11 protein-coding genes and 1 pseudogene are annotated in these 11695 nt (G+C 33.5%); 1 reads left to right on the top strand and 11 read right to left on the bottom strand.

Features of this window, described 5'->3' with window-relative positions; genetic code table 11:
• The 5 genes from RR554_RS06795 to RR554_RS06775 form a co-directional block, all read right to left on the bottom strand.
• A partial coding sequence (locus RR554_RS06795) for a thiolase family protein (RefSeq protein ID WP_332467680.1) occupies window positions 1-818 on the bottom strand: 818 nt, incomplete at its 3' end.
• A 12-nt stretch (window positions 819-830) separates the two neighbouring features.
• Window positions 831-3134, bottom strand: a complete 2304-nt coding sequence (locus RR554_RS06790; RefSeq protein ID WP_332467679.1) for a 3-hydroxyacyl-CoA dehydrogenase/enoyl-CoA hydratase family protein — start codon at window positions 3132-3134, stop codon at window positions 831-833.
• A gap of 8 nt (window positions 3135-3142) precedes the next feature.
• Window positions 3143-4429 carry an acetyl-CoA hydrolase/transferase family protein gene (locus tag RR554_RS06785; RefSeq protein ID WP_332467678.1) on the bottom strand — a complete coding sequence of 429 codons (1287 nt, stop codon included), beginning with the start codon at window positions 4427-4429 and terminating at the stop codon, window positions 3143-3145.
• 20 nt (window positions 4430-4449) lie between these two features.
• Window positions 4450-5232, bottom strand: coding sequence for an enoyl-CoA hydratase-related protein (locus RR554_RS06780; RefSeq protein WP_332467677.1), 783 nt, complete (start codon window positions 5230-5232; stop codon window positions 4450-4452).
• 24 nt (window positions 5233-5256) lie between these two features.
• Complete coding sequence (locus tag RR554_RS06775) at window positions 5257-6015, bottom strand: enoyl-CoA hydratase/isomerase family protein (protein ID WP_332463515.1); 759 nt, start codon at window positions 6013-6015, stop codon at window positions 5257-5259.
• 248 nt (window positions 6016-6263) lie between these two features.
• Here RR554_RS06775 and RR554_RS06770 point away from each other — a divergent pair, with 248 nt between their 5' ends.
• Window positions 6264-6881 (top strand): TetR/AcrR family transcriptional regulator, encoded by a 618-nt coding sequence (locus RR554_RS06770; protein ID WP_332463516.1) that lies wholly within the window; start codon window positions 6264-6266, stop codon window positions 6879-6881.
• A 60-nt stretch (window positions 6882-6941) separates the two neighbouring features.
• Here RR554_RS06770 and RR554_RS06765 read toward each other — a convergent pair whose 3' ends face one another.
• The 6 genes and pseudogenes from RR554_RS06765 to RR554_RS06740 form a co-directional block, all read right to left on the bottom strand.
• Window positions 6942-7679 carry an SIS domain-containing protein gene (locus RR554_RS06765; RefSeq protein ID WP_332463539.1) on the bottom strand — a complete coding sequence of 246 codons (738 nt, stop codon included), beginning with the start codon at window positions 7677-7679 and terminating at the stop codon, window positions 6942-6944.
• Window positions 7680-7681: 2 nt separating this feature from the next.
• A complete protein-coding gene (locus RR554_RS06760; RefSeq protein ID WP_332463517.1) occupies window positions 7682-8932 on the bottom strand; it encodes a PTS ascorbate transporter subunit IIC in 1251 nt (416 codons plus the stop codon).
• A 2-nt stretch (window positions 8933-8934) separates the two neighbouring features.
• A complete protein-coding gene (locus RR554_RS06755; RefSeq protein ID WP_332463518.1) occupies window positions 8935-9216 on the bottom strand; it encodes a PTS sugar transporter subunit IIB in 282 nt (93 codons plus the stop codon).
• Between the two features lie 15 nt (window positions 9217-9231).
• Window positions 9232-9657, bottom strand: coding sequence for a PTS sugar transporter subunit IIA (locus tag RR554_RS06750; protein ID WP_332463519.1), 426 nt, complete (start codon window positions 9655-9657; stop codon window positions 9232-9234).
• A 1-nt stretch (window position 9658) separates the two neighbouring features.
• Complete coding sequence (locus RR554_RS06745; protein ID WP_332463520.1) at window positions 9659-11302, bottom strand: BglG family transcription antiterminator; 1644 nt, start codon at window positions 11300-11302, stop codon at window positions 9659-9661.
• Between the two features lie 198 nt (window positions 11303-11500).
• Window positions 11501-11695: pseudogene (locus tag RR554_RS06740) on the bottom strand (amidase family protein); the annotation flags it as partial.

Raw genomic sequence — 11695 nt, 5'->3', positions numbered from 1 at the left:
TTAGCTAATGGTTTTAAACCTTTTTCTAGCGCTTCTTCTTTTTCCATTAAAAGAACAACACCAGAACCATCACTCATTTGCGACGCATTGCCAGCTGTCACACTACCACCAGCTTTGAAAACAGGTCTTAATTTTCCTAAAGCCTCAACTGAAATAGTTGGTCTAATTCCTTGGTCTTGGGTTATCAATCTGGATACTTTTTGCGGCTTACCGTCAATTACTTCAACTGAATCTGCGTAAACAGGAATGATTTGTCTCTCAAATTTACCTGCTTGTTGAGCTTTCAATGCTTTAATATGACTGTTATAACTGAATTCATCTTGTTCTTCACGACTAATACCATAACGTTTTGCGACATTTTCTGCCGTGATCCCCATGCTAACGTATGCACCAGGTTCTTTTTCGATTAATTCAGGATGTCCTAGAGATAAGTTACCTCCCATAGGTACGACACTCATCGATTCAATTCCCCCAGCTAAAACAACTGAATTTTCACCACATTTGATGCTGTTTGCTCCAGTGGCAATCGCTTGTAAACCAGAAGCACAAAATCGATTCACTGTTTGAGCAGATGCTTCATTGGTGATACCAGAAAGTAGAGAAATATTTCGTGCAACGTTTAATCCTTGCTCTGCTTCTGGAAACGCACAACCAAAAATAACTTCCTCTATTTGATTTTTTATTTCGCTATCTTCTTTATCAAGCATCCCTTTGATTACTTGAGACGCAATAGATTCTGGTCGAGTATTTTTAAAAACACCTTTGGGGGCTTTTCCTACTGCAGAACGTCCCATTGCGACAATGACTGCTTCTCTCATCTAAATTTCCTCCTAATTTCTTAACGGTTTTCCTGTTGTTAACATGTGTTTAATTCTATTTTGAGTCTGTTCTTTATGACACAATTCTAAGAACATATCTTTTTCAAGAGATAGCAAGTATTCTTCTGTCACCATTGTTCCAATTGGTAGGTCTCCACCACATAAAACCGTTGCAACACTTTTGGCTAATTGACCATCATATTCTGAAATAAATTGACCCTCTTTCATGCCGTTAATTTCCATCTCTATCGCACCCATTCCAGTTGAACCTAATACAGGAATTTCTTTTTTCAAAGGTGCGCGGTAATGATTATTATTTAAATCTTGAATCACTTGTTTAGCTGTTTCGACTAATTTTTCTTGTCTAAATTGATGTGTGATTTCATTTTCTAAAAAATAGCCTTTATTAATAGCGTCAAAGGAAGAAGTACTAACTTGTCCCATTGCAATAGTTCGCCAAATCTCTTTTACTTCAACTATCCAATCTTGTTTTGTTCTCATAGAAATTTTTTGACTACTACGTCTAACCATCTCTTTACATCCACCACCAGCAGGAACTAGACCTACGCCTACTTCTACTAACCCAAGATAGGTTTCTGGATAAGATACAATATGATCACTATGCATTGACACTTCAGCTCCACCACCTAATGTCATACCAAAATTAGCTGTTACAACTGGTTTTTTTGCATATTTTAAATTCAAATTAGCATACTGTAATCGTTCAATTAATTGTTCTAGCTCTTCCCAGTTATCATTCTCAACTAAATGAGCAATCGTTCCTAAATCTGCTCCAACTGAGAAGTTTTTCCCATAACTTGAAATAACTAAGCCTTCATATGTTTCTAGTAATGAGGTTGCTTTTTCCATCATTTCAATCACATCGCTATTGATCACATGACCCTTAGAAATAATTTCTAAGAATAAAATGTCATCTCCAATATGCCAGATTTTGGCACCTGAGTTTTCAACAATCAGAGTTTGTTTCATTTCACTTGTTGATTTTTCCTCAGAATAAAAACTAGATTTTCCATCTTCAATCATTGAAAGAATCCAGTTAGGAACTGTGTCGCCTTCTTCTAACATTCTTTCAACACTTTCTTTTAGTCCTAATTTATCCCAAATTTCAAAAGGTCCTAATTCCCAGTTAAATCCTGCTCTCATTGCTTTATCAATCATCTTGAAATCATCGGTTATCTCAGGAACTAATGACGCACTATATAGTAATGTGTGTTTCAATGTTTCCCAGACAAATTGATTCTCAATATCTGAACCATAGGCGATTGTTTTATATTTATTATCTGATTTTAAAGCTGACATAACTTTTTCATTTTTAACTTTATCAAAGGACACATATTCATTTGCTTTTAAGTCTTTTACTAAGAAAGTTCGTTTACCATCAACCACTGATTTTTTATAGAAACCACCTGACGTTTTGTTTCCTAGTGTTCCTGCTTCAATCATGGCATCTACAAATAATGGTGGTGTGTAATTCTCTTTTTCAACTGAATCATTTGATTGGCTTACCACGTTATGCGCAACATTTTTCAAGATATCAATTCCCACCATATCTGCCGTTCTAAAAGTTGCACTTGACGGTCTACCAATAACTGGACCTGATAAAGCGTCAGCTAAGGGAATAGATAGTTCATATTTTTCCATTTGTTTCATCACATCGACGTAAGCAAACGTTCCGATTCGGTTACCAATAAAGTTTGGCGTATCATTAGCAATAACAACTTCTTTTCCAAGCTCTTCTTCAAAGAACGTTGTCATTGTTTCTACCACTTCTGAGGAAGTGTCTTTTGTCGGGATAATTTCTAATAATTTCATGTATCTTGGAGGATTGAAAAAATGGGTTCCTAAAAAGTGAGCTTTGAATTCGTCATCTTCTTGTTCGATAATACTTGTAATCGAAACACCTGATGTATTAGATGAAACAATGCTTCCTTTTTTTCTAATTGATGCAATTTGTTTCATTACTTGTTGCTTGATTGATAATTTTTCTAAAACAACTTCGATAATCCAATCACATTCACTTAAAACATCTAAATCATCTACCATGTTTCCTGGATGAACTCGATTTAAATTAGAAGAATCAAATAACATATGACTCTTTGGATTTTTCATTTGTTTGATACCTGATAAAGCTAATTGATTTCTTGCACTTTTATCATTCTCTGTTTCTGATGTTAAATTATTTGGAAGGATATCAAGTAACCAAACATCTAGATTAACTGCTGCTAATAAGGCAGCAATACTACTTCCCATTGTACCGGCACCAATAACAGCTACTTTATTTAATTTATTCTTCATTTTTATACCTACTCTCTTATTAAGCCAGCTTCTAGTGCTTGCTCATGTAATGATTCACGGAAATCAGGATGTGCGATAGCAATCATTCGTTTAACACGTTCTCTGACAGGTTGATTTCTTAAATCTGCCACTCCGTATTCAGTTACAATGTACATAATTTCTGATCTTGGCGTTGTAACAATCTCACCTTTTGGTAAATTCAAAGTAATAGTAGATGACACTTGACCATCTTTATTCTTATTAACCGATGGTAAACATAGGAAACTTTGACCGCCATTAGAAATAGCAGCACCTTTAACATAATCAAGCTGTCCACCAGTTGAGCTGTACATATAATGACCTAAAGTCTCTGAACAAACTTGGCCTGTTAAATCAGCCATTAAACATGCGTTGATTGAAACAAATTTATCGTTTTTACCGACTTCATAAGAATTATTCACTTGATTAATTGGCGCTAAATCTACTTTTCCTTCTCCAACAAATTCATATAATTCCTTACTACCCAGACCAAAACCTGCTACCATCTTGCCGTTAATAACACCTTTTTTAGCTAAGTAAACCATTGAATCAGTAAACATTTCTGTATGAACAGTTAAATCTTTTTTCGTATCTAAACCATATCCAACAGCGTTAGATAAGCCGCCTAAACCGATTTGAATACATGAACCGTTTTCAATCATTGGTAGAATAATTGAGGCAATTTTCTTATCTGTTTCACTTACTTCTGGTTGAGGTAAAATTGGTAATTCATGATCATGCTCACAAATATAATCCACATCATCCACATGAATACGGTGCTTAACTCCTGAGACTTTTGGTTGGTTTTTGTTAACTTGAACAATTATTTTTTTAGCAAATTCTGCTACTTCCCCATTTAGCGACACACCCATTGGGCCATAATACATGTATCCATCCTCATCAGGAGCTGATACATCTGCTAATAAAGTATCTACATGGTAAACATCGCGAGCTGTATTTAATGTTTCTGATAAATGAATTGGGTTCACATTGATATTGCCATTACTATAAAATTTTCTTTCAAATGCGCCATAAAAAATAGTTGTATAATTTAAATGTCCAATGTATTTAGGTGATTGGAAAAATTTAAACGGATACAATGCTAGACCAGTAACTAAATCAACATTTTCTACCTCTTCGTATCGGTCTGCTAAAGCTTCTAATAATTGAATCGGTGCTGATGAACAAGCACCAAACCAAATTTTATCGTTTGATTCTACTTTTTTTGCGGCTTCTTCTACAGAAACTAATTTACTTTGATATACATCTTTCCACATAATGATCTTCTCCTTTAAGGTTAATTAAATTTTGGTTTTCTTTTTTCGGCAAAAGCTGAAATGCCTTCAACAAAATCTGCTGTTTCACTACAAGCTACTTGTGATTTAACTTCTTGTTTTACGTATTCTTCAAATCCTTTAAAATCTGATTCAAAAACAAGTTTTTTTATTTCTGCATAGGCTAAGGACGGACCGTAAGCTAAAGATTTCGCAAGTTTGTTTGTTGCGGTCTCCAGTTCTTCTGTTGGAACAATATTAGAAACAAATCCTAATTCTTTACCTTGTGAAGCACTAACTGGTTTACCTGTCATCACAAGTTCAGTTGCTTTGTTTACTCCAACTGCTCTAGATAAAAGGTATATTCCACCAGCATCTGGTATTAAACCAATATTCACAAATGATTGAACGAAAAACGCATCTTCACTAGCAATAATAAAATCAGCTGCCAACGCTACATTAAATCCTGCCCCTGCAACAGCTCCAGAAACAGAAGTGATAACTGGTTTTGAAATTTGCTTCATTGTTAAAGAAACAGATGCCATTTTTTCAATAGAAGTATTAAAATCTAGATTATTACTCTTCACACCTTCATACATTGCACGCACATCTCCTCCGCCACTAAAAGCTGGAGATGAACTATTTAAAACGATAACTTTTACCTCATTGTTCTCATCCGCATTATGTAATACGCTTACAATTTCATCTAACATAACGTCATCAAAAGAATTTAAATTTTTAGGGGTATTTAATGTAATAAAAGCAATTTTTTCTTGAACATTGTAAAGTATTTTTTGAAAATCCATCATAAAAACTCCTCATCTTTTATATTATTTTCCTAAAATCATATTGATCGATTGTTTAATATCATCTGCTCCACAACAGTAAATTGATTGAGCTTCTTCATACATCAAACCAGCAGCCAAACTACTTTCCTGAGCTACTTGGATCCCTTTTTTAGCAAATCTTAAACTGTTTGATGGATAACTTGCTATTTTTTTCGTATATTTAAGTGCTTCTTCGTGTAATTTTTCTGTTGGAACCACTCTTTCAACTAATCCAATACTTAAAGCTTCTTCAGCTGAAATTTCATCACATGATAAAATAAGTCGTTTGGCTTGGCCGTAACCAACTAGTCGAGTTAATCGAGTCGTTCCCCCCATATCTGGAGATAACCCTATTTTTACTTCAGGGAGAGATAATTTAGCATCTTCACCGGCAATTCTAATGTCACATCCTAAAATTAATTCCACACCTGATCCAATACATTTTCCATTAACTGCAGAAACTACTGGTATAGGAAGCGTTTCCCAAAAACTATATAGCTGTTGATAACCAACTAGTCTTTCCTTCATTACTTCAGAACTTGCCGTATTTAAATAATTTAAATCAATTCCTGCTGAAAAATGTTTGCCGTTAGCCAAAATTAAAATAGCTTTAATTGCGTCATTTGCTAACACTTCTTGTTGGACATCACGTAATTCTTCAAAAAAAGTTCTTCCGACAACATTGAATTTCTCTGCATTATCTAGCGTGATAATGCCCACGTTATCTTGTACTTTAAAATCAAGCGATTTACTTTTTGTCATCTGTCTCTACTCCTTAAAGTTATTATCCGGATAATTAGAGTTATTACTCTAATAAATCTCATTATAGTCTGAGATACTTTTTATATCAAGTTATTTTTAGAGTTTTTATTCTAAAAAAGGTTTTATTCCAATAAATAGTCGATAAACAAACTAAGAATAAATAAAGATTTAATTGACTCTTTTCATATTTTTAGTATTATATAGAGTGGTGGAAGGAGTAGATTATTATAAAAACAAAAGATAAAATTTTGAATGAATCGATTAAATTGTTCAATCATAAAGATGCTTCTTCATGTAATACAAACGACATCGCTGAATTTCTAGATATGAGCGTGGGAAATTTATATTATCATTACAAAAACAAAGAGCACATTATCCGCTCTATTTTTATTGAACGGATTGCCCCTGCAATGGATGCTATATTTTTTACAACTGATAATAGAGAAACAGAAGATGATGTCTTTATGTTTTTCTTAGCACTAGCTAAAAATACCTACAAGTATCGATTTTTTTACACAGAAATGTATACGCTATTAAACAATGATGAAGAACTTAAAGAATTTTATTCAAAAAGAGCACAGAAAGTTTCAGATGAAATTACTAAAATGTATGATCGTTGGATTGAGAATGGGATTATGAAAAATATTTCTGAATTTGATAAAAATATACTAACTGAAAACACTTGGTTAATTGGTCAAATGTGGATGACTCACGCAAGAATCATGACCCCTGACAAATCTGCTAATCGACTTATTTTTGACGAAGTCACACATATTTACCATGCATTGAAACCTCATTTAACAGATCATTCTGTTGAAAATTTTGAAAAGATGATTGCTTTTTCTGACTGTTTGTTGAAAAAGTAAAAAATAAAAGAACAGTCAGGTTAACATCTAAAATAATGTTAACCTGACTGTTCTTATTTATTAAAATTGATAATGAATTGATTCTTTATACTGTCCATACAATTCTTGATTTAATTCATCGCCACCGTCTAAGTTAGCTGAATAGAAAATCGGTGGATACGTCATTCCTTGATCAACTAATTTTTGACATGTTTCAACGATAATGCTATTTAAAATCATTGCACCAATCACCGTAGATGTCGGCCCAACTTTTTGTTCAATTCCTTGAATCTTACAAGTTGCATCTCCAACATCACCATGATTATCAATCACAATATCTGCCACTTCATGCAAACATTTACCTGACGAGTGTCGACTTGAGACAGATTTTGAATAAGAAACATTGGTTAACGCCACGATTTTAACACCTTTTTTACGCGCTTCAAGAGCCATATCAATTATAATTGGATTTCTACCTGAAACAGAATGTAAAATTAAGACATCATCTTTCTTAAAATCAACAGTCTTAGAAAGAGCAACACCATATCCTTCTAAACGTTCCATTTGGCTTGTAAAGGTAATTGGTGATCTATCTAACATGACTTCTTTACCAAAAATCGGATTAATCGTCATCATACCGCCTGCTCGGTAATACATTTCTTCCATTAAAATACCTGCATGACTTGCTCCAAAAATATAAATAGATTGTTTGTTAAAATTGGCGGCTGTTAACAAATCAATCACTTGATTCATTGACTCTACTTCTTCTTTTTTGACAACCTTTAAAATTTCTTCTACTCTATCCATATATTGAAACATCATTAGAACCCTCCAAGCAGATTACCGATAAATTTAGCAATGATTCCCCATAGAGATAAATCATTTCCACCAAAAATTAAAATCCAACTTTGAATCGTTGTGTTAAGAAGAGCTGCAGAGATACCCACTAAAAGAACCATCACAATTGAAGCGGTGATTGTTCCAATAATTGATCCACGTAATCCCCCTTGGCCTTCGCCAATTACAGCTGCACCACCTAATTCAAAGAAACTTGTAATAACAAGTGGTACTAATAAAACACCGAAAACATTGAATGAATTAGCTAAAATAACAACAATTGTTGATGTAATCATACCAACGATAAAACCAATGATGACAGCATTTGGACGGTAATTAAAAAGAATAGGTACATCAAATGCTGGTTTTGCACCAGGAACAACTTTTTCTGCAATTCCTTGGAACGCTGGAACAATTTGATTAATTAATAAACGAACACCGTAAAGCATAATCAATAGTCCTGCACCAAAACTTAAAGCCGCATCAATTGAGAACATAACTAAATTGCCACCTTCTGGAACTAAAACAGGCGCAATAATTCCGACAACTATGTTCATTAAAAACATCGCAATCGCACCAGTAATTGAGATTTCTCTAAAGAAAGACAATCCTTCTGGAATTTTTAAATCTTCTGTTGATTTTTCTTTGTTTCCAACACGTTTAGCAACAAAACCTGAAATAAGAGATAAAACACCTGTTGGGTGACCAATCAAGAATGAGTCATCACCAATAACATCCCAGACATATTTTCTCATTATCCAAGGCATAAATGACCAATAAAGAGCTGATAAAACGGCACCAAAAAGAATTAAACTTGTTCCTCTTAATCCAGCTTCCACACCACCAGCAACAATAACAAATGGGAACCACCAAAGCATATGGCCTGTTAAAAAGATTGTCTTAACAGGTGTAAAACGTGCAATTAATAAATGAATAATTAGTCCAACAAACATTGCAAGTCCTACTGTTCCACCGTACTCAGCAGTGAACGTCACGTCAGATAATCCTTCTGTCACTTGAACGCCAAGTTCTGTTTGAACGGCTGTATTAATTGGAGCAATTGTTCCCACCAACATATTGACACCAGCGTTTAAGGTTACCATACCAAAGGCTGCTGATAATGAGCCTTTGATTATTTCTGACACTGATTTTCTTTGTAAAACTAATCCAATCATAGCAATTAGACCAAGTAACACAGGTGGATTCTTTAAAATAAAATTAGTAATAAAATCCATGATTAATTACCTCTTTCTACTAAGAATTTTTCCATTTGTGCTTTAATTTCTTCCTTGTCCATGTACTTTTTAATTGGGTACACTGGATTTGTGACAGATGCTGTCAATTCTCCTGCTAACTCTTGACTTGTAAAGTAAACATCTGCAACAGTAGCTTTTGCTGTTGAAATATCTGTATTTTCAACGACAGCATCAATGCCCATTTCTTTGGCAACTTTATCAATTGTCATTTTTAAAACCATTGAACTTCCTACTCCGAAACCACATACGGCTAATATTTTCATGTGTTTTTCTCTCCCCTAGTTAAATAATTTATTTATTGCTTCTTCATTTCCGCTAATAATTGTTTGATACTTTGTTTCGTCCATAAATACAGACATAATACTTTGAAGGCTTTCTAAATGGTTCTCATTGTTTTCAGCTGCTAACACTAAGAAAATCTTCACTGGCTTCCCTTCCAGTGATACTTCTTCTTTTGTTACTAACAAACTCATACATTGTGTATTGACCCCTTCGCCTGCTTTAGCGTGCATTAAAGCAAAGTAATCTGTTAAAACCATATACGGTCCATTATCAGCCACACTTTTTTTCATATTATCAATATAAGTTTGAGTAATTAAATTTTTTTCTAATAAAGGCTGACTAGCTAAATCTACTGCTTCTTGCCAACTACTCATACTATCAACAACTTGAATATGATCTTTTGTTAACATATTTTGAATCATTTTATTCCTTCACCTCCAACATTTTCGTGATAAACCACTCTTTATTTTTGATGCCTTCCATAACCAATTTCATTATTTCTTCAACCTCTTTCATGTCTTCTTCTCGAATCATCAGTAATACTACAACGTCTACTTTTTGATTTCCCCAGAAAATAGGTTTATCAAGAATCAAAATACTAATATTTGTTTTTTCAACCAACGTCGGGTTTCCATGTGGGATGGCAAAACCATTATCAAGATAAGTCGTTTGAATCGCTTCTCTATCATAAACAGACTGTTTGAATGCTTGTTTCATTTCGTCATGTTCAAATGGTTGCTTATTAATTAAATACTCCAAAGCTTCTGATTTTTTCTTGAAATTACCGAATAAAATGTTTTTGGAAATGGTCTCAGCTGTTTTAGAGGAAATGCTAATACCTTGCATCATTTTTTCGTCATTTTCTACAATTAAATCAATGTAGTGATTCATAATATTTTTCATATCATCTACTGTGACTAAAGGTGATATCTTGACTACTTTAATACCCTCAACTGAGATATCAATCGTTGAAATAATAAAATCAACCTCAGATAAGTCCATATGATTGAGTGCATTAATTGAGATTGTCTCAACGCTGTCAATATCTGGCAGTATTTTAGTAATCTTTGCTGAGACAAACGAACTTGTGCCAATGCCATTAGGACAAACAAATAAAATTTTCTTTAATTTACTTATTCGCTCAATCGCTGCTTGGATGTGAATCACCACAAATCCAATCTCATCTTCTGAAAATGTCACTTGATATGATTTTGAAAAATCATTTAACGCAAACCACACAACGCCATAAACAGTTGGGTAATTCTGTTTAATATCGTCAATTAACGGATTAACAACCGTACTTTGTGCTTCCACTCTTAAAAGAAGTTGATACAGGTGAATAATTAAATCTTCTTCCAAGCGCTTATCTTGCGTTAAATCTGTTTGTAATCCCTCACTGATTTTTTGTATCAAATGCCTTGTTTTTCCTCTAAACGAAAACGGAATATTTTTATCTTTTACAAAAAACTTAAGTCCGCTTCCGATGATAAGTGATGTTAGATATTGAACTTCTTCAGGAGAAAACTGATAAATCTGTTTCTTCTCTAGTTCTTTTAACAATTCATAAACGAGAGGATACTGATCAAACTCTAAAAAATCATTGCTACCCTTTGATTGTTGGTCAAAAACAATCTCATTGCCACTTTTTGAACGTTCAATAATTAGTAATATTGAGACAACAATACTTTGAACGTAGCTTTCTGGCATATCAATTTTTTTCTTTTCAATCGCAACAGCAAATGACAAGTAGATTTCTTTAAATAAATCGATATTTACTAAGTCAGACATGGTTTGTAACTGATCCACATTACTTAATATCGCTCTTTTTAATACCCGTTGAATATCTACTTCACTACCGTCAAAATAGGTTCCAGAATTATCAAATTTTAAAGATAAACCTTCTTTAGCAAATAATTTCTTAATATAAATAATGTCATTAGCAATACTACTTCTTGAGACAAAGTATTCTTCTGAAAGCATTTGATAACTGATTCTTTCCCCATCAATTAACCGTTTTAAAATTTGATTCCTTCGTTCATTGCTTGTTAAATTATAATTTTCTCCCATAACTATCACCCTCACTTAATAGTTTAATGCATCCTCCTTGATTCAAGTAGACCAAGTATTCTGTCAGATAAAGAGCTGTTCCCCTGTACACCTCTTTAATACTCTCCTCATGTACTAAAAAACAGAATAGTTATACTTTACTATAAACGAGGGTTTATGAACAGAAATTTACTCACAACAAAAAAAGAACTCCATTCACTAGAGTCCCATGTCAAAATACTTCGATAATTCACCAAAATAGCGCTCAATTAATTCATCTTTTTCAGCAGATAAAACTTTACCTATACTAAACAAGGACGGAATCATTGCTTCATTTTTAGTCATTAATACATAACCTTCTCCTAATTGAGTCGTTGGAACACTCAACGTCACGGCATTTACCATATTAGCAAC

The organism is Vagococcus sp., from assembly GCF_036639995.1.
Lineage (GTDB): Bacteria > Bacillota > Bacilli > Lactobacillales > Vagococcaceae > Vagococcus.
The sequence above is the reverse complement of the archived record's forward strand: the minus strand, read 5'-3'. Positions and strand labels throughout refer to the sequence as shown.

Bases quoted from the DNA above. Each gene is read 5' to 3' on its own strand.
- RR554_RS06755 (WP_332463518.1), bottom strand. From the start codon at position 9,216: ATGAAAATATTAGCCGTATGTGGTTTCGGAGTAGGAAGTTCAATGGTT.
- RR554_RS06785 (WP_332467678.1), bottom strand. From the start codon at position 4,429: ATGTGGAAAGATGTATATCAAAGTAAATTAGTTTCTGTAGAAGAAGCC.
- RR554_RS06780 (WP_332467677.1), bottom strand. From the start codon at position 5,232: ATGGATTTTCAAAAAATACTTTACAATGTTCAAGAAAAAATTGCTTTT.
- RR554_RS06765 (WP_332463539.1), bottom strand. From the start codon at position 7,679: ATGTTTCAATATATGGATAGAGTAGAAGAAATTTTAAAGGTTGTCAAA.
- RR554_RS06760 (WP_332463517.1), bottom strand. From the start codon at position 8,932: ATGGATTTTATTACTAATTTTATTTTAAAGAATCCACCTGTGTTACTT.
- RR554_RS06790 (WP_332467679.1), bottom strand. From the start codon at position 3,134: ATGAAGAATAAATTAAATAAAGTAGCTGTTATTGGTGCCGGTACAATG.
- RR554_RS06750 (WP_332463519.1), bottom strand. From the start codon at position 9,657: ATGATTCAAAATATGTTAACAAAAGATCATATTCAAGTTGTTGATAGT.
- RR554_RS06745 (WP_332463520.1), bottom strand. From the start codon at position 11,302: ATGGGAGAAAATTATAATTTAACAAGCAATGAACGAAGGAATCAAATT.
- RR554_RS06775 (WP_332463515.1), bottom strand. From the start codon at position 6,015: ATGACAAAAAGTAAATCGCTTGATTTTAAAGTACAAGATAACGTGGGC.